The sequence below is a fragment of the Kordia sp. SMS9 genome (genome assembly GCF_003352465.1).
GTDB lineage: Bacteria > Bacteroidota > Bacteroidia > Flavobacteriales > Flavobacteriaceae > Kordia.
Genome location: NZ_CP031153.1, coordinates 217,891 through 242,500, shown reverse-complemented (window position 1 = coordinate 242,500; position 24,610 = coordinate 217,891). Strand labels below are relative to the sequence as shown.

Here is a 24,610-nt window from a genome sequence, read left to right as displayed (position 1 = left end):
TCAACTCAAGAGGTTCGTGAAACAAAAAATAGAAGCTTATTATTTTACAATAAGCTTTTTAGTAGTCTTTATGTCATCAGAGATTATATTGATTATGTATAATCCAGATGCAATATTACTTACGTCAATGGTGTTTTCAGCAGATAAATCCATGTTTATTTGCTTTCCTGCGTTATCAAATATTTCAATTTCTATGTCTTGTATGGTATTTGGAACTAAGATTTTTACAATATCAGAAGCTGGATTAGGATATAATGATACTCCTAAAAGTTCATTTTCTTCTTCTACAGATAGTGTAATGAAATCAAATGAACTCATACCAGATACTGCAGCAGCATTTGGATCTACTACATTTGTAAATTCTGCCATTCCATTATCAATCATATCTGCTTGCATGAATGATTTTAATGGTGTTACTGTATTTGCTAATGCAGAATTGTTTTCTAAGATGTACATAATTCCAGTTGTAGGGCTTCCATTTACTGTAAACGTATACATATTAGAATTAGTTGCCGCAGAAGGTGCTGGCAATGTAGCAGGACTTCCTAGAGTTTCTGTAACTAAATATCCGTCAATAGTTGGTTGCGCTACATTTGTTCCATCAAAGAACGTTGCGCTTGCAGCACTTCCTAAAGAAGTTGCTGTTCCTGTATCAATCGTTACTCCATCTGGAACTATGATTGTAAATCCATAACTCTGAACGGAAGTAGCAAAGTTATTAGTACTTGTATTTGGCACTGCCTGTACCGTAAAACTGTATCCGCCATTGTGGACCAAGGTGTACGTATATCCGTCTTGTGCCTGGAGTTGTAATGCCAGTAGGCACACAAAACTCAGTATAAATAATTTTAGTGTTTTTTTCATTGTTTTAATTTTCTGGTAATTGTTCTAGAATTTGATATGTACTAAAGTTTAGGAAATTTCCAGGATGCGCTAATACATTTTGTAATAGTATTGGTGTATCAGGAGCAGTTCCGGTGTACTGCGTATTACCATCCATGTTAACATCGTGATTGTTATACCCAGTTACTACATAGGTAGGGAAATTTAAAAAGTTCCCAGCATCGTTTAGTACTTCTGACAAGATGCTTGGCGAATCAGGCGTTGTTCCTGAATATTGTACCATGGTATCTCCATTTGCATTTCCTGCCCATAGTGCCATGTCTCCATTAGACAATTGTACACGTGAATTTGTTCCAAATACAGCAGTACTATTTGTAGTAAAATCTGTAATTCCTGTAGTAGCTACTGATAATGCTCTGGTAGTTTGCGTCATTACACCTAAGTGATTTCTGTGTTTTACAGTTATAAAATAGTTACCAGTAAGTCCTCGTAATATGATATCTGATGTTCCGTCTAACGCAACAATATCTCCATCACGTTGAACTAAAGCAGATGTTCCATCTACTATTAGCGTATTATCTACACTACTTCTGATTTCAACCCAAACCCAATCCACAATATTATTCCTAGGAGCACCTACTCCAGAAATTCCGCCATCGTTAAGTACATCAGAGTCAGAGATTACATCTGTAGCATCATAAGGACTTATCTTTGGAATTACGTTTCCAGAACGTAAGTTATCATTCATTAAGTCATCATCAACAGGATTTAAAATTGGTCCCTGTAAGAGGACTACTGCTCGTACTCTTAAATCTACGATTTGATTTGGATCCAAAAATCCATTGAATTGATCAATATCAAATCCGTCGCCATTACTACCTTCATAAAGTACAGATAATTGTAAATTATCAAGTGTTGTTGCAGGTAATAGTCTTAAAGAAAACCCATCACCATTACTACCATCATACAATACTGCTAAATCTGTATTATCAAGTGTGGTGTTAGGTAACAGTCTTAAAGAAAACCCATCGCCATTACTACCATCATACAATACTGCTAAATCTGTATTATCAAGTGTAGTAGCTGAGAGAATTCTATTAGAGAAACCATCACCATTACTTCCATCATACAACACTGCAAGTGAAATGTTTTCAAGTGTAGTGGCTACTAATGATCTATTAGAAAATCCATCACCATTACTACCTTCATACAATACTGCAAGTGAAATGTTTTCAAGTGTAGTGGCTGTGAGTGTTCTACTAGAGAATCCATCACCATTACTACCGTCATACAATATTTCAAGAGAAAGGTTGGTAAGTGTTATGGATGATTGAGATTCTACATCAAATCCATCACCATTACTTCCTTTAAATTGAGCAGCAACTTGCAGACTATACAGGAGAGAAATAGACAATAAGAAAATAATTCTTTTTTTCATCTCCTTCATCTTATGGTGCGGTTCTTGCAGCTCTAAATCCTAAACGATTGTTTCCTGATGCAATTATTGAGGCACCATCAAATCTATCTGAAACTCTAATGAAGTCTGATCCATTTAACCAGCTTCCACCTCTGTAACTATATCCGTCACCAGTGGTGTTGTTTGGCCAGTTAATAGCTGTTCCATTTCCTGTAGAACTGATAATTCCATTTCCATGCACACCTGTAAAGTTACGACCTTGCAAAGTTCCTACAGTTATAACTCTTTCATATAAGTTACCTGAAAGTTCCATGATACCATAGTAGCTTCCACCAGTTTCTTCACGATTGTTATTTACTGCACTTGCAGCAAAGATACCGTTACGTAATGGACCGCTAATTGTACCATTTGTATCAGAATAGATGGCATTTCCAGTATTTGTTTCAGGGTTTGTGATTCGCTCACTTGAAAAACCTGAGTTTACTAAAGTGTAGGCGTTAGAAGCAATATTAGCGCTTCCCCAAGCAAATTCACCTGGTTTTGGTAATATTGGTCCTCTGCACGCTTTTTCATATTCTAATTCTGTCATAGGGCGCATTCCAGTCCAATCCATATACGCATTCATGTCTCCAGGGCTTAAATAACTACATGCTCTATCGGGTGCTGAAGTTGTAGCACTTGCGGAACCTCCTGTCCATGAAATTGTGTTTCTACTGATTACTGCATCACTGTTTTTGTGAGTTGCATCCGTAACATCTCTGTTTGTTTTTTGTGTTTCTGTTAAGCTATTGAAGAACCCTAGCCATTGCGACTCTGTTACTTCATATTTCATGCTGTAAAAAGCACCAAATCCTTTAGGGTATGAAGCACTAAGACTTCCTGTTTGGTCTCCACCGTTTGAATTATCAGCCGTGTAGTATAAGTTTCCTGATGTGTTTGCTATAGTTAACACATTTTCCGAAGTAATTCGGTATGAAGAACTTGTTGAAAATCCTCCAGAGTGAAATTTATTGGATTCATTACCTGTAGTTCCTCCTACATAAAATGAATCTTGTGGTACATATACCATTTCTATAGCAAATACTTGAATGTCTATAATGTCATTGGTATCTGTAGATCCAAAGTTCCAACGTAATTGCGTATTTTGAAAGTTTACGTTTCCACTTCCGTCACTAGCTCTATAAATAAAAGCACCCATTCCATCAGATGTTACATCTAAAGTAGATCCTGATGCAGCTACAGAACTTGCCTGACTTACGATACCATGTGTCCAAGTTCCGTTGTTTACTCTGTATTTGATAAAAACCCATGCTGCGTCCCAGTTGGATGGCCCAGAACTGATTCTCCATGAATTTTCCCAAAAAAGATCAAATTCAACGTGTACCCAATTCGATACTTCGTTTAAGTTTTCAAGTGAGATATTGTTCACTTGAATGTTGTTTGCCTTTGTAGATGTGCTAAAGGCAAAGCAAATTAGCATTAAGATTAGTGTAATTTTTTTCATTACTTTGATTTTGATTGTTAGTATTAGATAAATTGTATTTAGTATATGCACATAGCGTTCATATATCAAATTACATGGTGATCAAAAATTTGGGAGCTTAATGACGATTCAAATATATGTGAAGAAAAAGTTAAGAAGTGCAATTTTTGTATAAATGGAAGTAAATGTTGTATAGATTGTTTTAGGTGAAAAAAGGTGAAAATCCCCTTGTAGGTTAACTATTTAGGAAAGTAAACCGCATATACATATTTTTGAACCAATGATACGAACAGCGTCAGAAATTAACCCGAAAACCGTACCTTTAGATTATAAAACCAATATGTATGTTAAAAGCAATTTTAATAGATGACGAACCAAAAGCACTAGAAAGCCTCGCATGGGAGCTAGATAATTTTAGTGATGAGATTGAAATACTGGCAAAGTTTTCCGATCCAGAAGAAGCGTTGACCTATATTGAAAGAGTGTCTTGTGATTGTCTTTTTTTAGATATTGAAATGCCAACAATGGATGGTTTTCAGTTTTTAAACAGACTGAAAACCAAAGACTTTGCGGTAATTATTACTACAGCATATAATGAATACGCAATGAAAGCGTTAAAAGAAGAAGCTATTGATTATTTGTTGAAACCTATTGATATGGACGATTTAAAAGTCGCGATTTCTAAAGTGAAAAAATATATTTCTCGAAATGACGTTTCTACTGAAAAGTTTGAGCGTATTTTATCTGATTATAATAGCCGATTCAATAAAAAAAGAATTACAATCAATACCGATGGAAAATTGATTTTTCTCGATTTAGACGATTTGCTTTTTGCTGAATCTGATGGAAATTACAGTACGTTGTTTTTGACCAATTCTAAAAAAATTGTGCTGACAAAAAAGCTGAAAGAAGTCAATGCCATGTTGCCAGACGAACGCTTTTTCAGAATTCACAATTCGTATATTGTGAATCTCGATAAAATAAAAGAGTTTATAAAATCCGATGGTTATGTCATATTAGTGTCTAATCATAAAATACCAATTTCAAGACAGCGCAAAGCCGCTTTCTTAGAAAAATTATAAAGAAAATACAAAGTGTATGTGCCAATTATATAAGAATGTACTCCTAAGCATTCTTGCCCTCTTCTTATCTGCCATTAGCTTTTCACAAACTACCGATAGTACTTTTGTGAAAGATGCCAATGCACTTTTAAAATTACAGTCCAAAGAATATTCAGAGATTGATAATGTCCTCAAACCGTATAAAAAAGATTCTATTCAACTTCAATATTTAGTCAATTTATTTAAAGAGAATACCTATTTAGAAGGTGAAAGTTACGTGTTGAATGCGATGGGTGAATATTGTAGAAACACGTCTCAGTATGACAATGCAATTTTGTTTCACGAAGAAGCATTAACCAAAGCCGAAATTGCAGAAAATAAACAATTGCATGTAAAAGCTTTAAATATGTTGGGCGTTGTGTACAGACGTATAGACGATATTCGAAGAGCGTTGGATTATCATCAAGAAGCACTTGCACTTGCAGAAAGTATTGAAGATAAAACCGAATCTGTAAAGAAAAGTATTGCAGTTTCTCTGAATAGCATGGGAAATATTTTTCTTGTTTTAGAGCAATATGATTTGGCTGTACAACGCTTTGAACGATCTATGGAAATTGAAAAAAGTGTTGGGAATAAGTTGGGACTTGCCATTAATTATCACAATATTGGATATGCCAAAGAAGCTACTGGCGATTTAGAAGGCGCTTTGGTCGATTATATAGAATCTTTAAAATATAATGATGAAATTGATTCTGATTTAGGTCGCGTTATCTGTAATAATACGATTGGTCGAATTTATATCAAACAACAAAAATATAAAGAAGCCATTGACATTATTTTATCAACATTGGAAAAAGCGAGAGGCTTGCGCGATAAATTTCATCTTTCAGACGTATACATAAACTTGGGTTGGGCATATTTGGAGATGAATGAGTATGTATTGGCTAAAAAATATTTGAATGAAGGATTGGAAATTTCGAAAGAATTTAATCTAAAAAGTTCTATTGCTGAAAGTTATGATCGCTTAGCGATGTTAGCAGAACAAGAAGGTGAATATAAGAAAGCATTTGACTATCAAAAAATATCGTACGAATTGAACGAAGAAATTACGAATGAGAAAAACTTTAAATATGTCAACGATCTTATTGTAAAATACGATACCAAAAAGCAAATTGAAAACTTAGAGAAAGAAAATGCTACGGTAAAACAAACGCTCAAGCGAAATAAAAGTATTTGGATTACAAGTAGTATTGTATTAGCATTTTTGGCAATTATGATTTACATTTTGTACCGACAACGCTTGCTGAACAACGAAAAGAAGATTTTAACATTGGAGCAAGACATGTTGCGTAGTCAAATGAATCCGCATTTTGTGTTTAATTCGCTAAATTCCATCAAGCAATATATCATTAGTAATGAGCAGAAAAATGCAGTACATTACTTAAATAAATTTGCCAAACTCATTCGCAAAATTTTAGATGCATCGCGTGTCAAAGTAGTTTCACTGAGTGACGAATTGGAAACGATGGATTTATACATGAGCATTGAAAACATCCGCTTCTCTAATGAAATTAATTTTGAAGTGTTTGTAGACGAAGAAATTGACCTCAATCAAATAAAAATCCCTTCATTAGTATTGCAACCGTTTTTAGAAAATGCATTGTGGCATGGTTTGTCTTCTAAAAAAGGAGAAAAAAACATCAAACTTTCGGTGACCAAAACGAAAAACGATTTTGTAACTATTTCCATTGCAGACAACGGAATTGGGAGAGAAGCAGCGCAGCTCATTGCTAAAAATAAAATTGTAAAACGAAAATCTATCGGAATATCACTCACAAAAAACAGACTCACCAATTTTGTGAAAGATTTTAAAAACAGTTTCACAGTACATTTTATGGATTTAAAAGACCAATACGAAAATCCAAGCGGAACAGAAGTTGTATTGCATATTCCGTTGCGATAACTGTGAGGTACTTAGGTGTTGGGTTTTTGGTTAGGTTTTAAAATAGGTTAAAATTCCAACCAATAGACCAAAGCGCAAGGTTCCAAAGCAAATCTCGATACAAATTTGTTGTGCAAATTCACTCGATTTGACGTTGGAAAAATCATATACAAAACACCAAAAGCGTTCACGCTGAGCTTGTCGAAGCGAAGCTATTTCAAAGAATCTTTCTGTATCGTTATCGAATCTTTTGTAACTTCTGGGACTTTCGTTCTATTTGGAAACACCACATCATCCGACAAACGTTCTGTAATTTTCCACGTTTCACCCAATTGATCTATGATTTGTTCATTCCATTTGGAAGGATGTTTGGCATCAATCCAAACAACATCTTTATACGAAACATCTACCAACGCTAGATCGGGCGTAGAACCACCATCAAACTGATCGCTGTTTTCGCGTTTTGCCGCAATGGTACTCAACATGAACAAACGACGTTTTCCAGCAATATCTCTAATAAAAGGTCTAAATTCTACAGGTTTATTCACCGTCCAATCGTATTCTTTTCTCGATTCCATCACTTTTGCGGGCATTGCCGAAACACCTGCCAAACCTTCTTTTTTGCTGGCGTGGTTGTAATAATATACATTATCGCTTCCATCCGCAGGAATAAAAACACTGATGGATAATCCTGTACGTTCTACGCCAATCGGTTCCAAACCAAACCAATGATACAAACCATCATACGCAGTATTTACGGAGCCTTCAAACTTAAAATCCGTTACAAAAGGTTGCTGATTTTGATCTTCTTTTAAATCTGGAATTTTCACCGCCGTTTTCTTATTCCACGGAAGTGGATCCATAAATCCGCCTAAAAACATCATCGATTTTGCCTGAATGCGTGATACTTTTTCAGACAATGTATTTTGTCGGGTTAAATACGGATACTTCTGCACATCTTCCGCAGGAATAAAGGTTCCTTTCCCAATTAACAAACGCTCTAAATAGTCGTTAAAATCATGATCGCCAGTTTCTAACACCATGACGCCGCCAAAAGATGGATATGGAAAAAAGAATCCTTTCCATTTGATCAAACTTACGACTTGCACCCAATTTCCTTGATCATTTTTCATATAATACGCTTCGTGCGGCTCGTAATTGAACAATTGCCACGGATTGAAACGTTGTACAACCGCATTATACGTGTTTCTACTAAACGCTAACGATTCGCCAATGGAAAACGTTGCAGGAATTCGATTGTCGTTGGAAAAGCGCGGAGAAGGCGATGTGCTCGATACCGAAAACAACTCTTCAATATTATCTTTGGTACGTTGAATAAAATATTCTTGCGAAGGCTGTACGGCCATTGTCCACTGATTGCGATCGTCTACACGTACCAATTGTGGTGGCGAAACTTCTTGTGTTTCCGTGATAGACTCGTATGCCATCGTTTTGATATTGTTGTACGGTTGAATGCGCTCGTTTCTGCTCAATGGTAATTCGGCAATTTCTTGCAAATTCATATTGTTGTATACGTTGTAGGTTTGCATGTATTCATACATTCCTACCGTAAATAAAACGACATAAATCAATACTACAGACGCGAGTGTTAAAAATCCTTTTAAGAGTTTTTTGGGTGTACTGGCGGTTTTACGAAACGATCGAATCCCGAAGTATAAAATCACAACAAAAAGTATCAACACAAATAAGTACTTTCGTAAAAAGAGTAAAAATGGTTGATAGTCATCTCTCAAAATAAAAAGCGCACAAAAAAGGATCAATCCTATGACAATGAGGATGATTTTTTGTTTTGTTCCTTTGTTCCAAAATCTTTTGATCATAGTTCTTATTTTAATAGTCCTTTATCTTTTAAACGCTCTCTTGCACTCTTTTTTGGTGCTTCTTCCTCTTTGGTAGGTGCTGATTCGGTAGTTTCTTCAGGGTTGTTTTCTGAGGAAAAACTATCGGCAGCTTCTTGTCCTTTCGTTTTAATATCGTCAATAATCTCTTTGCCTGTGTCCACCACTTTGTCGAAAATATCTTCAGAACCGTCTTTTACTTTTACCACAAAACCACCAAGATACACACCAATTAATGTTCCTACCACCGCAGAAACATAATATTCTGCCCGAATGCTGAAAGGTAGCAATAGGAAAAATAATACAGCAATGATGAAGATTAGATTTACGTAAATTAATCGCGGCACAAATTCCTGATTGACAAAAAAACCTTTTTTATTTTCAGGCTTCATCTGTAATTCTTTCGAATGTGTAAGTTTATTAATGGCTCTGTACAAACCATTACTTTTCGCTTCCATCCAATAGAGTGAAACGCCAAAAATGATGCTCGAAATAAAAATGATAATGTCAAATGTAATCATGAGTTCCAGGTGTTTTGTTTAATTAATTTTATAACCCAATCTTGATACGATGCGTTCCACGAATTATAGGTTTCATAAAACGTTTCTTTGTCGTACCAATACAAGAAAAGCGGATCTTTGTACGAAGCTGTTTTTACAATCAACTTCCAAACCAATTCTTGTACGTCCATGGATAATTCGGGTGTTGGTATTTGAATACAGGCTAATACTTCCGGAGTCAATCCGCCTTCCACATCGAGCGCGTTTGCATTTTTTGCATTTTGTTGCAAGCGATCTAAAATCATCAGTTGCTTTCGCGCGTCTGCATTCAAATTATTTAAATAACGTTTGTATACGTTTGAATTTTGTATGATATCACTCATGGAGTGTGTTGCATTTTTTATGTGCGATAGAAAAATACGTTGTTGTACGCGTTCAAAATAACCCGATTGTACGCTGTGTTCAGGATCGAGTACAATCATTTTTTCTGCCGCCAATGCGCTATAAAAACGTCCATCTTCAATATGAAACGCTTGTGTTGCGCTGGAAGCTTTCATTTTTTCTGCGGCTGCTTTCGCCTCAAAGATGAGAATATTTTTGCCACTTCCTTTTCTGCGAAATACAAATACGCCGCCAAAGGCTTTAGTGTAAAACGAACTAGTTTTGTAATCAATACTATCTAATTTTAAGGTGCGCGATCGTAAATCGCCATGTTTTCTAGCAGAAGCCAACATTTTGAGATGGAGTTTTTCATCCAAAAAATTATCTTCTCGGCGGAATTCTTCTACAAGTTCCAATTGTTGCTGTTGAATGCTGTATAAATCTTCTACCACCGTAAAATCGACCGTAATTTGATTGTATTTCAGTAAATCTTCTGGCTCGTAAAAGGCATCAATATATTGATCTAAATTTACACAAATTGCGGCATCTCGCGTAATATCTTTAATGGTATGTTTGTGTTCTTTAAACACCAAATTCATAATATCTCTATCAAAACTATGAAAAGGTGAATATGCAGGTTTTTCATTTTGTTTTGGTGAAAGAATAATGGCATTCGGATTGGCTTCTCCGGAGTTTAAGTACAGGAAATCGTCCTTTTCTTCGGCAATTTCTGGGCTCCAACCCATGGCATCAATATGAAAATTGGTCAATTGCGTTGGTGCTGTTCCAATAAAGGACAAACATTTATTATAGCGTTCTACCAAAGCGCCCGTAACGGGAACTAAAGCAGCGCCAAATAATTCAGATCTTTTTAATTTTTCCATGTACTATAAAATTCACCTTTTTCTCAAAAATAAGGTATCTATTGCTAAGTTACTTTATATGTAGCTAATTTTTATTTCTTGTTACAAATAATACATTTTATGATTAAGATTACTGTATGCTGTAAAAAGGACATTTTGAAGAGAAAAGCAATAGATTTTGAGAATTGTGAACAGCTGAATAGTGCTGTTTTTGTAGTCGTAAATTCAATAATTTCGACCTACAATTGTTGAATGTCGTGTAGCTGCTCTTTTTTGAGGTGATTTTGTAAGATATCTTTGAAGCATATTAATCACAAAATCATGAAATATGAAAAAAAGAAACTTGAAATCGCTTACGTTGAATAAATCAGTTGTGAATTCTTTCGCTGTTTTTGGAGGAGAAGAATTTACTGTAACATGTACATTCGGATCTGTAGTTGGTGCTAAACATTGTCATTTAGGACCTCGTGAAGATACGCTAGACCGAAATTGTCCAACCGTTTAGAGTATTAATTTTGCCAATGTAAAGGTGAAATTAAATGAAAAGCGGCTGTCTGAAAAGGTAAAGTTTTGTCAAATCAAGCCATGTACTGAACTTGATTCAGTATTGATTCGGTTTCCCGTAACAGTTGAAATTCAGCTTTATGAGATGCTAGATCCAGTGTAGAGAGATGAATTTTGAAAGTTTTCAGACAGCCTATTTTGATACGTGCTTGTTTCTAATTTATACAATCCAATCCTGCTGTTTTTCCACTTCCATTCGCTCTTGTCGTTGTAGCATTACTACTGGTAATACTATTATCTCCACAATTATCACAACTAGTTACAGAGTCATCACCTGTTGTATTACATATTGTATCTGCATTAGAATTATTAGATCCTCCTTTTAACTGAGCAGCATTCCCAATAGCCGCAATTTGGATTTTTTTCAAGCTTAATTTTTTCATATATCTGCGTATTTATTTTTGCTAATATAGAAGCCTACTCTTTTGAATTCAAAGCTTTATACTCGAAATTATTGGATTTCGAGTACTATTTTGAAGTATTACGATTCTGTCTCATTTAGTTTTTTTATGTAATATGAAGGATATAATTTGGTGCGTCTTTTAAAATCTTTGGAGAATGATTCAGCAGAGTTATAGCCAAGTTCAGCAGCGATTGATTTGATGTTATATGCTCTAAATTTTTTAGTTGTTTGCAGTTTTTCCAAAGCATAGTCAATACGAAGATCCGTAATGTATTGAATAAACTTTTTTTGTTTATGACTTTGAATCACTTTTGATAAATACGTACTATTCGTGTTTGTTTTGTTGGCGACATAATTTAGCGAACAATTCTTTTTGAGAAATAGCTCGTTCTTTTCAAAATCATCTAATCCTTGTAAAATTTTTAAAACATTTTCTTTACTAATTTTGATTTCTTTAGGAGAAGCTTTTTTTTCTTTTTTCAACTCCAGTTCAGTCATAATTTTTTGAAAGTATTTTTTATTTCGAACTTGTTTTTGTTTGTAATAGATGCTAATTCCTATTACTAAGAAAAGCATACAACCCAAAATAATAGTGTAATTGTATTTGTTTTCTTTTAGATTGTTCTCTAGAGAATTTATCTTGTCTTTAAAAGTAACGATATCATATTTTTTGTATAGTTTTTCTAGATTTCGCTGTTTTAAATTATCATTTAGCGAATCTTTTTGATAAAATAAATTAAAATAGGTTATGGTGTTTTCAGAATCGTTTTTTTGTTCATATGATTTTGCCATAAGAATGTACAATTCTTGTAAATCGGGAAAATCAGTTTCCGTTGTATGAATTAAAGTTTCCGTCTTTTGAAAATAGGAAAGGGCTTTTTCGTAATCACCTGTTACAAAATAATTTTTTCCACGATATAAATTCAAAATCACTAAATGACCAGGAAGGTTTACGTTTTGAATTACTTCTTCAGCTTTGATCAAATCCGTTGTAGATTGTTCAATATTGCCTTCTTCGTGGTGAATAACGCCTTTAAGTCGCAACGAAATCAAAAATCCTTCATCATCATTATTTTGTAAACTTTTCTCAATAGCAATGTTATTGTAATAATGTGCAGAATCTAAATATTTTAGATTGCCTTTTTGTGTGTCGATATATAGATTTGTATAAATATCACTAATAGTCATCAAAGAATTAAGATAAGCGGTAGCGTGCTGATTTCCTGAATTTTCCCGTTCCAGACTTTCATAAAAAGTAAGACTTTTTTTAACGAGTTGCAACGCAGCTTGATGTTGTCCAATCTGTGTTTTGATCAATGCAAAATCGTGATCGAGATTAGCCTGTGTAAAAAGATCATTTTTCCGTTTTGACATTTCATATACTTCAGTGTAACACTCAATCGCTTTGGTGTAATTGCCAAACTCATAGTAAATACTGCCTTTGCAATATAAATTGTTCAAAAGTGCGTTGACATCATTTTCGGTTTCTTTAATGGCAACATTTATATAATACAATGCACTATCTTTTTTTCGTAATGCACTGTGTATTTTTGCTAATTCAAAGTGAATTTTGTGCGTAGGAACTTTGTTTGTACTATTTGCAGCTGTTTCTAAAAGCGCTAGGAGATATTCTTTGGCAGTTGTAGAATTTGTTTTTTCATACGTTGAAAATCCATTGAGTAAACTATCTATAGATACTGATTTGAGTTGATTTTTAGTGATTTGTGCATTCGCGAGAACACAAAACGCAAACGTCCAAAGAAAGAGTAGTTGTTTCATAATTTCTTTTGTGAGTTTGTATATGCTTGTAATTCGGGAATCAGTTCGCTCCATTCTTCAAATGGAATCGGCTTTATGTTTTGAGCTTTTAAATCTGAAATACAAGATTGCAACACCTTACATAATGCTTCATGTTTTGGCATCGTAAAAACATATGGCTGTTTTATTTTTACACTATTTAAAAACCAAGTTACATTTTTTTCATCGTATTTGTGTTGTATATCCTTTATAATGGATGATGAAATAAACTGATTTCCGCATTTTGGATGGAAAACAATTTTTGCTTCAATCCATTCGTTGTTTGCAGGAAATAAATTTCGTGCTGCGTGAATCATTATATGATAATTTTCTAAAACACCAAATACATAACCGTTTTCGGAAGTACTGAAACCGTGTATTTCTATAAATTTTTTGAATACTTTTTTCTTATGTTTTCGGTAACGATAGTGGACATCTGAAGGCGGATATACATAATATAGTATAGGCGCTACAAACAACGAAAATAAAAAGGGGATGTGTAAAATTTGGACAGTTTTATCCAGTAAATTGATCGAATCTTGTGCTATTAGAATGAATCCGAATACAAAAACGAATATAAGGTAGGTGCTAATGAAATAGAAAAAGTAGGATCTTTCCATTAGTTAGATTCTATTACAAATAAAGTTTTCCAAAGGACACCTGTAATGGCTTCTTGGTCAATCAATCCATAAGAACGACTGTCTTGTGAGTAGTCGCGATTGTCGCCAAGCACAAATATTTTTCCTTCGGGAATGATCAGCGGACCAAAATGATTTTTATTCCAGTCATTTTGATAGATTTCTTTAATTTTCGGATCCGAATTTGTCTTATCGTCTAAAAAACGATACGCTTTGAGTTGCAGTTTTTCCGCATCCTTGTCTTCAATGTACGTAAGATATCCTTGCTTACCTTCATTGGGAATGATCATGTAATCTTTTCCTGTCACAGTTTCATCTAAGGAGTTAAACTTTTCTTCACTTAAAATGTATGCATGTTTTAAATTGTAAGTTGCATCAACATTTTTGCCATTGATAAAAAGTGTTCCGTTGCGAATTTCCAACGTGTCGTTTTCCATTGCGCATAAACGGTGTGTCATTGTAGACTTTCCATACATTGGATCTTGAAATTCGTAGGTAATAAAATCTCCGCGTTTGGGCGTTATCAAGTTGGAAGCTATGATAAAAGAACCATGTTTTATATTCGGCTCATTACCTGTCGTGGGAACAGTATAAAATGCCAGTATTTTTGTGAAATTTAAGAGTTGATATACAACAATCAACCCTACAAGAATGTATATTGCTATTTTAAGTTTTTTATTCAAAATCTTAGCGTTTAATGTAATACACCTCTACTATTTTTTGATTCTCCACCACATACATCACCACAAATTCTTTCGGTGTTCCACCTTTTGTGTAGATTACTTTTTCTTGATCAATGATTTTGTTATCGGTAACAATTCGTTTTTCAATAAAACTGTACAATTCAGGCGTGTTTTGGAACATTTTACCATAGCGCTCAATAAGTTTGTCTTTTCCTTCAAAGCGTAATGTTTTTGGAAAATCATACACTTTAACATTATCATTAAACAAGGCTGCATACGTTTCTATGTTTCGCGAATTATAAGCTTCCATTTGTTTTTGTGCGATGATTTTGATGTCTGTGAGTTCTTGCGCAAACACAGAAACATTCGCACTAAGTATAAAAAGTAATAGAATAAATTTTTTCATGACATGGGATTTGATTAAAGATAAAAATTAATCTCTAATAAAGTACACTTTTGCGATTTTGCCATTTTCAATTTTATAAATGGCAATGACTTCGGTGTAGTTTCCTTCTGAAAATTTCACGCGTTCGTGATCTATGACAGTATTTGATAAAGTAGTTCTGCTTACAATTTGGCAATGAAGATTGGGATTCCGCTCAAACATTCCTGTAAACTTTTTTTTGTAGTTTTCTATGCCTTTAATATCTAGTTTATCTGGAAATGAATAAATTTCCACATCATCACTAAAATTTTCAAAGAAAGCTTCGTAATTCCCAGTATTATACGCATTTACCTGTCTTTGGACGATATTTTCAGGTGTTTCTTGTAAAATATCCTCTCTTTTATAGATGCTTCCTGCTTTTACAACATGTGTAATTTTTTGTAAGGCTTTTAAATCTTGCAAAGGATTGGCGTCTAAAATGATCAAATCTGCCATTTTTGAAACTTCAATGCTTCCAATTTCATCTTGCTTATCTAAGATTTTCGCTGCGTTTATTGTGGATGCTTGTATCACTTCCAAGTTTGTCAAACCAGCTTCTTTCATCAATTCTACTTCTCTTTGATAGGAAGTTGCATGTAAGGTTCCGATATTTCCTGCATCGGTTCCTGTAGCAATATTAATGTTGTGTTTTTGTAATAATTTTAAGTTAGCCGCTTCTATAGCATCATCAGCTGCAGCAGATTTTTTCCTTCTAACAGCATACTTTTTATAACGATCAAATAATTCGTCGTTGTCTAAATGTTTATAATCTTGAAAACTTTTGATAGGAAACGGATTCGAATAGCGTAATTCTTCATTCGTAAAAGAAATTTCTTGTGCAAACGCTTCCACATATTGATCACTCACCATCAATGTAGGAATATAGCTGACATTCGATTTTTTAATAGCGTTTACAAAAGCATCATCTATCGGTTCGCTTACGCTGTGTACCAAAATATCCGCTTTGGCTTTCAATGTGCGTTTGGCAGTTTCTAAATCGGTGGCGTGTACGGCTACTTTCAACTTGTGTTTGTGACTTTCCGCAATGGTTGCTTTCACAATTTTATAATTCAATTCGGCATCTCCATTATTGATGTACCAAATTTTAATAAAATCGGGTTTGTACGGCAATTGATCGCGCACTTGTTGCACCGCTTCTGCAACCGAACTTGCTTTGATAATTGGACTGTCTTCAATGTCAAAGGCCTTTGGTTGATAGGTTGAAATTAAAGGTCCTGTCAAGTATACGTTTGGAAAGGCAGTTTTATCGTTATAGCGATCTCGAATTTCATAATTATACATCGGTCCACCAACATCAATAATAGTCGTAATTCCGCATTGTAAGTAGCGTTTTAACAAGTCAGGCGCGTTTTTACGAAGCCAACTGCGTTCTTCTTCATACGGTCTGTATTCGCGTAAATCAAATGCATCGGGACGTGTATACAAACTTCCTGATTGAAACAGATGTACATGCCCATCAATCAATCCTGGAAGTAGCCATTTTTCGGTTCCGTCAACTTTTACAAGGTTAGCTTCGTCAGTAGAAATTTGCTTTTTGATTTCTACAATTTTCTGATCGCGAATTAATACGCTTTGTACTTTTTCTTTACCAGAAATCACATCAATTACGTGGATGTTTTCAATAAGAATGGTTTCGTTGTTGGAATTGAGTTTTTTACTTTCAATATTGATGCTATCGTCTTGCGCAACGCTAAAAGTCGCACAAAAAAACAATAAGAAAACAATTTTTTTCATGATTATTTTATTCCTTCCTCAAAACGATCGCGCGCTTCAGCAGCAATCTTAATTTGCATAATTTGTTGGTCTACCTTTCGGGAGAAGTCTGTATCAGCAATCGTAGCAACATTGTCCAAGTAGCGAATGACTTCTTGCTTTCTAATTTCAGCAAAATCTAACCCTTTCATATTCGATTTCATCAACTCTTTCAACATGCCGAGTTTGGTGTCGTACTCTTTTTGGAAATACAATTCTGGATTTTCAAACCAATCGTCCTCCAAGTTAAAATCTGTCAAACGTAATGAAATCGCACTTTGAATGTTTCGAATGTCTCTCGACGAGAAAAACGGAAATTCTTTTTGAACAGCACCATATAAATCTGAATAAAAAACATGATCGTTTAAAGAGTTGACTTCCAGAGTACTGTTGAAGATTCTTTTAATTTTATCCTCACTAGGTTCCGTAATATTTCCTAAAATTTCACCAGCGCTATTTGCTAAAGTTTGATCACTTAAATATTTGTATGTTGGATGATCTTTCATAGAAACAAATCCAGACAAGGTTTTTTCAATTTTAGACCACCAAATATAATCTTGATCTAAGAAATCGGCTTCTGTGCGCGCACCATCAATTTTAAAACGTCCTTGAATTCTGGAAATTACGGCCTTGTCCAATTGTTCGGGCAAATTCGTAAATAAACCAATAGAACTGTTTCCGTGATTTACCGCGTATGCACCTTCCGTGTACCGTAAAAACACACTAATTACTTCTTTGACACCAGCAGAAACTCCTTGCGCAGTTCGTTCTTGTAAATTGTTTTCAGCATCGTCAATTGGGGCAAAAATCAATCGTGACGGATCTTGCATCGGTTTCATCCATTGTACCATTTTTTCGGCAGATCCACCTTGAAAGGTAGAAACTACGGTATCTGGCATTGGATGAAATAAAAATGGAATGTCCAAATGATCGCAACGTTCTTTCAGCATCGTAGCAATGGCAGCAATCAACATACTTTTTCCTGTTCCTGGAATTCCGTAGCCCATAAATACAGGCATAAAACCTCCGAGTTCTTGAAACGGATTTCGTTTGGTTTTGATATCGTAACTCATCAAACGTTCTACCAAACGCTTGGCAAAATGCTTGGCGTCTTTGTTTCCGACAATTTGCTCAAAACGGATTGGATTGAATTCCACACTCGTGGCACTTCCTGTAAAAATCGTTTCCCAACCTGCAATAGAAAATTCAGAATCTTCCAATTGATAGGTTCTATCTGTTATTACATCTGTATGATCGAGTGCGCCTTTTCGCTGCATAATTTCGTCCAAATACGCTTCAAAATACATCACGGTAAAGTCAATCACGTCTTGTTCAGAGTTGATCAAATTTGGATGATTCATATACTTGTCATAGTAAAATAACTGACATGAAATTCCCTTAGTCGGTGTTAAAAACGAAACTTCAGGAATGCCTGCAAATTTGTTATGCATCACAGTATTATCTTCCGACGCTTTTTCTTTAAGTTTGGAAACCACATAATACGCCAAACTGAATACCATAAAAGCGGTTGCTGTTTGCTGTTTGGATTCGTATTCTTTGCGTTGTCCTTGCGAAAGTCCCGCACGTTTTTCATGAAGAATTGACAAGCCAGACGCGTCGTAATAACTATCGCGAATCCACAATCCAATGGCAATGGCTTCTTGCAACTGAAATAAGGTTTCATTGAGCGAAAGCGGTAAGGCAACAGAATCTGGTAACAGGCGTTTTTTGAGACTTAAAATAGTTTTTGAGATCGAAATGGCGTTTGCGCCTGCATTGCCATTTGCTTTGGAAAGGTATAGTAAAATATCTTCCTGCTCTTTATTTCCGTCCCTATTACGCGCTTTGTATCCTTGTTCCCATTGTACAGATTTGATGAACGAAGAAGCTTCTTCTCGTAAGATTTGTAATTCCGTGTTTTTGATAGGAAAAGTCGGTTGTTTCTCCATGTATGTTTTTGTTTTTTTCTTGTTTATTAGTTGTTTGTTGCTCGTTGTTTACACCAATTTTTAAATCAAAGTTTAAACTTCTAAACTTCTTTATTTGTTAATTAGGCTTTTCGTCAAGTTGAACTTGATTCAACTTCTCACAAGTAGCTAAAACTTTTATATGTAGCGTTTCAAAGTACTTCTTGATACTTTTTTCTTCATTCTATTCAGAAAAACACTCGAAGTGACGCTTGGTGTTTCTAAAAAAAATAGTTTTGTAAGCAACACTTCACACCGAGTTTGTCGAAGTGTCAAATCTCTGGTAATTCTTCCACTTCAAAAGGTTCGTGATGCAAGTGAATGATGGTGTTTGGAATTTTTCCATATAACAATTGAATCACGCGGTGTGGCGCTAAAATGTATTTGTGTGTTGCTACTTCGCCCCACACTTGAATTTCTTGCTTTTTGAACGATAGTAAATCGTTGCTCACTCTCGATGAATTTACCGAATTGATGGTTTCTACCGTTGTCGTTAGCGAAAACGAATTGAGTTTTACATCTTTGACGGCAATTGCTTTTAGCAACGCTTGTGTGATTTCATGATCGTCCTTTGAAAATATGCTGTGTAAAATGCCCAAATCGACACGCTTTATTTTTCGCGGATGCACATATTTCATGCGTTTATCTAGCATGTACGCCATATTTTCTAAATCTTGATACCGATCGGCACAATCTCTGACGGTATCGTAAATTTCTTGCTCAATTTTTTCGTCATATTTATAATCAAAATACATAAAGCAAATAAAAGGTCTGTTCAGCGTAACATCGTAAAAAGCCCAATCGAGCACATAGGTTGCAAAGGTGCTTTTCGTCTTTTTAATCTTCCCTAAAACAAACTTTTTAAATATTTTATCTTCTTGAATCCGATTGTAATACAGCGACGACGACGCTTCAAACAAATCGCGTTTGTCCACATGTTGCTTATTTACCATGAGTTGGCGAATGAACTTTTCTTTAAATTCGCTCGCATCGGGCAATTTGGCTTGAAACGATTCTTTCAAGTCCAAATCGTTGTGAATATAGCGCAATTCCAAATAGTTTGGAAAGCCCGACTCGGTCAAATCGACCTTCATTTGCTCTTCGTCAAAACGATATTTGAGTCGCATCACACGCAACGAAAACGCCAAACGTTTGCAATAGTTTTCAAGCGCTTTCAGTTCTTCTTTGGTACAAATTCGATAATGATTCCATTCCACCAAATTAATTTCAAATTCATCCAAAACATGCATCACCATTCGGTAATACAAATCGTACTGCGCTTCCGAGTCTAAGGCTGCGGAATCTAAAGGTGTTGTGATATCATTTATAGACATGAAATGAAATTATGTATATACGTATTTATTTTTTGGGCATGTCCGCAAATTTACCAATTGGCGGTCAGGCTTTCGGCTGTATCTTTTTTTGAATTTCGTCATTGCGAGACAAATTTTAGATTTGTAGTGGCAATCTGTTTCTCAAAAAGCAGATTACTTCGTCATGCTTCCTCGTAATGACGTCTCAAAGTTAAAAAGGATGTCGCCTCAATCCTTCATGCAACATCAAAGAAAATAAGGTGTTACGAATTATCCTAACAAGTCATCAGAACCACCATCGTTTGCAGGTGCGCCGTTTCCAACACCAGTACTATCACCAGCATTGTCGTTTCCGCCAGCGTCTCCTGTAGATGGATTTTCGTTGTTTTTATAATATTCTTCGAACAATTCTTTCATGTCAATTCCGTAGCGATCAGCAAAGTTCTTGCGGATTTCCACATCTTTTTCACGAATTTCCTGCAACGATTCGGCATAACTGCTGTAAATACCTTTCATTACTTTTTCGTGTACTGGAATGTTTTCCATCATATCTTGACGTGCTTTCGAACTTGCCGTATACATTGCTGCCAATGTTTCTCCGATTTTTTCATCCGTTTTGATTCCTAAGTGTTCTAAAATCGCCGCAAATTCTTGATCGGTTCGTGCTTTTAAAGCCACTACATAACCGTCATAATAACGAACACGTTCTTCCGTATCAGATTTTAACTTGGCTCTGTGCGTTTGTAAGTTGCTACGCAATGATGTGAGTACTTTGATTGTTAAGTTATGTTTGTGAACAAAACTGTCTTTACTCGCTGCCAACGTAATGTAAGCCGTTCGTAAACCGTCTAATTCTTCTACTTTTTGCTCTAATTGTGTAATTTTAGCCAAAGCTTCTGAGTATTCAGGAGATTGTTTGTCTACAATTTCTTCTAAGGCTTGTCGCGCCTGACTCAACAATGCTTTTTGTTCTTCGAGTTCAGCTTCCGTTTCCTCTTTTTTCTCTAAGGCTTTCGTGTGATTTTTGCTCGCTTCTACAATGGCAACTTGTAGTTTGTCTTCTACTTCTTTGATTTCTACTTCACGATCTTTCAAACGTTTTACCGCAGCTTGACTTTTAAACGAAAGTTCTTTTAATAAGGTTTCTGTATCGGAACTTTCAATACGTTTTTGAAACATTTCTTTCGCTTTAGAATCTGCAAATTTTCGATCTTTTTGCGCTTGATCTAGTTCGGTTTTTTCACGTTTTATGCGAGATTTTCGTCCCCAAAGATTATTCCACCACGTATCTGCTTTGTCTAGCGCATCTTGGTATTCCACTTTTGCTTTTTCCAATTCTTTCTGTGCATCATCGATCACGCGTTGTTCATCATCATTTAAGGTAGAAAAACGCTCAAAAATAATTCCGACTTCATCTTGATAATCGGTTAAATCTCTAATGGCATCTAAAAGTGAAGTACGATCTTTTTCCGCCATATCTACCACGTTATCTAACGTTGCATTTAATATTTTTTGGCGTACTTCAGGACTATCTTCTTGAGAAAGTTTAGACTTCATTTGGTCAATTGCTTTTCCCCAATCTACTTTGTCGTTTGTCGTTTGTTTTTGTTCTGCTCCAGAAGTTTCTAATAAATCAAAATCGTCAGCCATATACTAAGTTGTTTTTTTATTAATGAATGTTATTTTTTTGGAAATCGGTAATTAAAAAAAGCGGCATTTCATGAAAGTGAAAAACGTTTTTTTAACTAGTTTTTAAATATAAGAATTTAACAATAATATCTGTCTATTTTTTTCGGAGACGTTACAGATTTCGCTCAAAAAATAAAATTGCAGGTTGTTTTGTAGTACTTTTTTGGTTTTTAGGGGCTTTTTAGAAAGTTTTTTTCAATAGAAACGGTTCAGTATATCATCTTAAAATCATTCAACGCTAATTTAAATCTTAAAAAAAACAGGTGTGAATATGTATAGATAAAAAAATACTTCCTTAATACTAACGATCTAAAAATACGTATAATTAAGTATTGTTTTAAGCTTGTTTTTGAATGATCTTTATGAATAACTAAAATAAACCAAATGAAACCATCAAAAACAACCATCGAAATCGGAAACAAGTTTAAAGAAGTAGAAATTTATTATGATGAACAAGAAGAATCACACTTAACGATTGCGATTCACAAAGACCAAGTGACAGTGTTTCAAGAATAATGAGACACTTCCTTAATATTGAGGAACTAAAAACACTCAATATTGATGATTGTTTCCAAACGTTTTTACACGGAACTTTGTGTAAAACAATAAATATTTATTTTATGAAAACACTGACCACCATTGACGAATTACAAAGTGAACTCGATCAAAAGATTGTATTGCAAGCCACAGAGACTCCAAGAACTGATGAAGGAGATCAACCAGTAAAGCCCAAGGAGCCAAAAGTAAAAGATCCTGACGAAACAACAGAAACTGTAGTAAGACCTCAAAATTTTTGATGCTTAACAAAAGTTTAGTAATTGAAAGGCTTTACTTATCTTTAGAAGAAAGTTAAGCCTTTCAATTTTTATTTTATACCCAATGATCAATCAATTAATGAAGCTATTATATTATTTTCTCTGCATTACTATTTGGTGTAGTGTATATACCGTTACTGCTCAAAAAAAATCTAAAATTGACAGTTTAAAAAAACGTTTGACTGTACAATCGGGAATTGCTAAAGTTAAAACTTTGGATGAATTGACCTTTCAGCTTCGCAAAAAACAGGATTCATCAGGAATTAAGTATGCACAACAAGGACTTGAGCTTAGTAGAAGTATAAAGTATGTAAAAGGTGAAGTAGATGCCATAAATCTTTTAGGAAGAATTGCCATTTTTCAAAACCGTATCAAAGATGCCGAAACCTATTTTGTAGAAGCATTAAGAATTGCCAAAAAAGAAGGCTACAATCACGGTATCGCCAGAGGTTATAACGAGCTTGGTTTGCTGTATAAAAATCAAAAGAAAACATTAAAAGCTATTGATGCTTTTTTGAGTAGTAGTATTTCTTTTGAAGCCCAAAAAAACTTGAAAGCTGCTATTGTTGCAAATCGCAATTTGGGAGATTTGTATACCGATGTTGAAGTGTATTCAAGTGCTTTAAAATATTATTTAAAGGGTTTAGATCTGTCTGAAAAAGCAAATGATTCCTTAGGCTTAGGAAGAATATATAGACAACTGGCATCATTGGATGCAGACCGAGAAAATTATGCAGAAATGTTAGAAAATGCTTTACAAGCTAAAAGAATTTTTACAGATTTAGAACGATCAAATGATATCTACCCGGTCAACATACTTATCGGAATGGCGTATGATTATTTGAATCAAGATGAAAAAGCAGAAAAAATATATTTAGAAACATTAGAAATGGCTTCTGAGTATGATATTGAGGACACATCAGATCTTTTTCATAATCTGGCAACTTTGTACAAAGAGATGGGTAAAAGTGAAGCAGCGCTAGAATATTATAAAAAAGCACAAGAAATTTTTAAGGCAGATAAAGACTTTCCACGATTGACAACCAATTATAACAATTTGGGAAATTTATATGTATCCATCAATCAAAAAGAAAAAGCTTTTGAGAACTTTCAGCTGAGTTTAGCATTACAAAAACAAGTACAAGATTCTTCCTTATTGCAAAAAACCTATCAGTCATTAGCAAATTATTATGAGCAATTAAACGAGTACCAAATAGCACTTGAGTATAAAGACTCAAGCGAGTATGTTCAAAGTGATATTTATAAAAAAATAAAAGCGGCGGATCGGTATCAAGTAACTTATATAGAAAACAAACAAAAAGAAGAAGCTGCAAAAAATAAAGCCGAATTTTTGTTGAAGGAAACGCAAAGAAAAAATCAAATCATCATCATCATTTTAGTAGCAGCTATTCTATTATTTTTTGTCATTTTACGAAGTAGAAAGCTAAAACAAGCTAAAAAAGTGGCAGAACTCGCCTACGAACAACAAAAAATTACAGCACAACTAGAACGAGAATTGCAAGAAAAAAAACTCGAAGAAATGCTGCAAGAACAAGAACGAAAAGCAATCAACTCCATGGTGAGTGGGCAAGAGGAAGAACGTGCGCGCATTGCCAAAGACTTGCATGATCGTTTGGGAAGTATGCTTTCGGTAGTGAAAATTCATTACAAATCTGTGGAAGATGATCTAGAAAAAATAAAAAAAGAAACCAAATCACAATACGAAAAAGCCAATCAATTATTGGACGAAGCCTGCGAAACGGTTCGTAAAATAGCGCACAATATGGTTTCGGGCACGTTGACCAAATTTGGACTGTTACCAGCCTTAAAAGAACTCAAACAGAAAATAGAAGAAACGAAAACAATAAAGGTTGAATTGTTAGCGCATGGTTTGGACAACCGATTGGGGAATTCAACGGAAATTCAACTGTATCGTGTCGTGCAAGAGCTTTTAAATAATGTTTTGAAACATGCAAATGCCACTGAAGTCACGATTCAATTATTAAAAAGAGAAAATGAACTAAACATTATGGTTACCGACAACGGAATCGGCTTTGATACACAAGAAATACTGTATGAAGGCATGGGACTTAGAAGCGTAAAAGCTCGTATTGTGGAAATGGGCGGACGCGTACTTATAGATTCTAATAAAGGAAATGGCACTACGGTAACTGTTGAAATACCTACTTAACTAA

Annotated in this window: 21 protein-coding genes; 6 read left to right on the top strand and 15 right to left on the bottom strand. The window is 34.7% G+C overall.

Features of this window, described 5'->3' with window-relative positions:
• Positions 1–39 precede the first annotated feature (39 nt).
• The 3 genes from KORDIASMS9_RS01080 to KORDIASMS9_RS01070 are packed head-to-tail and all read right to left on the bottom strand — an operon-like array spanning position 40 to position 3,764.
• Positions 40–864 (bottom strand): T9SS type A sorting domain-containing protein, encoded by an 825-nt coding sequence (locus KORDIASMS9_RS01080; protein ID WP_114901074.1) that lies wholly within the window; start codon positions 862–864, stop codon positions 40–42.
• A 4-nt stretch (positions 865–868) separates the two neighbouring features.
• The gene (locus KORDIASMS9_RS01075) at positions 869–2,281 is read right to left on the bottom strand and encodes a hypothetical protein (protein WP_162819706.1); all 1,413 of its coding nucleotides are present in this window, start codon (positions 2,279–2,281) and stop codon (positions 869–871) included.
• A 10-nt stretch (positions 2,282–2,291) separates the two neighbouring features.
• Entirely contained in the window at positions 2,292–3,764 is a 1,473-nt protein-coding gene (locus KORDIASMS9_RS01070) for an SUMF1/EgtB/PvdO family nonheme iron enzyme (protein WP_114901072.1), read from the bottom strand.
• A gap of 323 nt (positions 3,765–4,087) precedes the next feature.
• Here KORDIASMS9_RS01070 and KORDIASMS9_RS01065 point away from each other — a divergent pair, with 323 nt between their 5' ends.
• Both KORDIASMS9_RS01065 and KORDIASMS9_RS01060 read left to right on the top strand, forming a co-directional pair.
• Entirely contained in the window at positions 4,088–4,825 is a 738-nt protein-coding gene (locus tag KORDIASMS9_RS01065; protein ID WP_114901071.1) for a LytTR family DNA-binding domain-containing protein, read from the top strand.
• A 16-nt stretch (positions 4,826–4,841) separates the two neighbouring features.
• Positions 4,842–6,767: a tetratricopeptide repeat protein gene (locus KORDIASMS9_RS01060; RefSeq protein WP_114901070.1), complete on the top strand. Its 1,926-nt coding sequence runs from the start codon at positions 4,842–4,844 to the stop codon at positions 6,765–6,767.
• Positions 6,768–6,958: 191 nt separating this feature from the next.
• Here the strand turns inward: KORDIASMS9_RS01060 and KORDIASMS9_RS01055 are convergent, their stop codons facing one another.
• From KORDIASMS9_RS01055 to KORDIASMS9_RS01045, 3 genes are read right to left on the bottom strand one after another with little or no spacing between them, the layout of a single operon-like run.
• A complete protein-coding gene (locus KORDIASMS9_RS01055; protein WP_114901069.1) occupies positions 6,959–8,587 on the bottom strand; it encodes a DUF4199 family protein in 1,629 nt (542 codons plus the stop codon).
• A 5-nt stretch (positions 8,588–8,592) separates the two neighbouring features.
• Positions 8,593–9,126, bottom strand: a complete 534-nt coding sequence (locus KORDIASMS9_RS01050; RefSeq protein ID WP_114901068.1) for a hypothetical protein — start codon at positions 9,124–9,126, stop codon at positions 8,593–8,595.
• The gene (locus KORDIASMS9_RS01045) at positions 9,123–10,370 is read right to left on the bottom strand and encodes a DUF6638 family protein (protein WP_114901067.1); all 1,248 of its coding nucleotides are present in this window, start codon (positions 10,368–10,370) and stop codon (positions 9,123–9,125) included. The genes KORDIASMS9_RS01050 and KORDIASMS9_RS01045 overlap by 4 nt, the downstream gene beginning before the upstream one ends.
• A 307-nt stretch (positions 10,371–10,677) precedes the next feature.
• On the opposite strand from KORDIASMS9_RS01045, the gene KORDIASMS9_RS22980 reads away from it, so the two are divergent.
• Positions 10,678–10,854, top strand: a complete 177-nt coding sequence (locus KORDIASMS9_RS22980) for a hypothetical protein (RefSeq protein WP_162819705.1) — start codon at positions 10,678–10,680, stop codon at positions 10,852–10,854.
• A gap of 214 nt (positions 10,855–11,068) precedes the next feature.
• Here KORDIASMS9_RS22980 and KORDIASMS9_RS01040 read toward each other — a convergent pair whose 3' ends face one another.
• The 9 genes from KORDIASMS9_RS01040 to KORDIASMS9_RS01000 form a co-directional block, all read right to left on the bottom strand.
• Positions 11,069–11,296 carry a hypothetical protein gene (locus KORDIASMS9_RS01040; protein ID WP_114901066.1) on the bottom strand — a complete coding sequence of 76 codons (228 nt, stop codon included), beginning with the start codon at positions 11,294–11,296 and terminating at the stop codon, positions 11,069–11,071.
• Between the two features lie 98 nt (positions 11,297–11,394).
• The gene (locus tag KORDIASMS9_RS01035; protein ID WP_162819704.1) at positions 11,395–13,095 is read right to left on the bottom strand and encodes a tetratricopeptide repeat protein; all 1,701 of its coding nucleotides are present in this window, start codon (positions 13,093–13,095) and stop codon (positions 11,395–11,397) included.
• A complete protein-coding gene (locus tag KORDIASMS9_RS01030; protein WP_114901064.1) occupies positions 13,092–13,733 on the bottom strand; it encodes a hypothetical protein in 642 nt (213 codons plus the stop codon). Before KORDIASMS9_RS01030 ends, KORDIASMS9_RS01035 begins: the two co-directional genes overlap by 4 nt.
• Complete coding sequence (gene lepB / locus KORDIASMS9_RS01025) at positions 13,733–14,434, bottom strand: signal peptidase I (RefSeq protein ID WP_162819703.1); 702 nt, start codon at positions 14,432–14,434, stop codon at positions 13,733–13,735. Before lepB ends, KORDIASMS9_RS01030 begins: the two co-directional genes overlap by 1 nt.
• A 4-nt stretch (positions 14,435–14,438) precedes the next feature.
• Positions 14,439–14,840, bottom strand: a complete 402-nt coding sequence (locus KORDIASMS9_RS01020; protein ID WP_114901062.1) for a nuclear transport factor 2 family protein — start codon at positions 14,838–14,840, stop codon at positions 14,439–14,441.
• Positions 14,841–14,867: 27 nt separating this feature from the next.
• Complete coding sequence (locus tag KORDIASMS9_RS01015; protein WP_114901061.1) at positions 14,868–16,613, bottom strand: amidohydrolase family protein; 1,746 nt, start codon at positions 16,611–16,613, stop codon at positions 14,868–14,870.
• A 2-nt stretch (positions 16,614–16,615) separates the two neighbouring features.
• Entirely contained in the window at positions 16,616–18,580 is a 1,965-nt protein-coding gene (locus KORDIASMS9_RS01010; protein WP_114901060.1) for an AAA family ATPase, read from the bottom strand.
• A 290-nt stretch (positions 18,581–18,870) separates the two neighbouring features.
• Positions 18,871–19,932, bottom strand: a complete 1,062-nt coding sequence (locus tag KORDIASMS9_RS01005; protein ID WP_114901059.1) for a hypothetical protein — start codon at positions 19,930–19,932, stop codon at positions 18,871–18,873.
• A gap of 249 nt (positions 19,933–20,181) precedes the next feature.
• Positions 20,182–21,561, bottom strand: a complete 1,380-nt coding sequence (locus KORDIASMS9_RS01000) for a microtubule-binding protein (RefSeq protein WP_114901058.1) — start codon at positions 21,559–21,561, stop codon at positions 20,182–20,184.
• A 423-nt stretch (positions 21,562–21,984) separates the two neighbouring features.
• Here KORDIASMS9_RS01000 and KORDIASMS9_RS23910 point away from each other — a divergent pair, with 423 nt between their 5' ends.
• The 3 genes from KORDIASMS9_RS23910 to KORDIASMS9_RS00990 all read left to right on the top strand — a co-directional run bounded on the left by KORDIASMS9_RS23910 (position 21,985) and on the right by KORDIASMS9_RS00990 (position 24,606).
• Positions 21,985–22,116, top strand: a complete 132-nt coding sequence (locus KORDIASMS9_RS23910; protein WP_256387004.1) for a hypothetical protein — start codon at positions 21,985–21,987, stop codon at positions 22,114–22,116.
• Positions 22,117–22,220: 104 nt separating this feature from the next.
• On the top strand, positions 22,221–22,397 hold the full coding sequence (locus tag KORDIASMS9_RS22975; RefSeq protein ID WP_162819702.1) for a hypothetical protein: 177 nt from the start codon (positions 22,221–22,223) through the stop codon (positions 22,395–22,397).
• Between the two features lie 97 nt (positions 22,398–22,494).
• Positions 22,495–24,606, top strand: a complete 2,112-nt coding sequence (locus tag KORDIASMS9_RS00990) for a sensor histidine kinase (protein WP_162819701.1) — start codon at positions 22,495–22,497, stop codon at positions 24,604–24,606.
• The last annotated feature ends 4 nt before the right edge of the window (positions 24,607–24,610 follow it).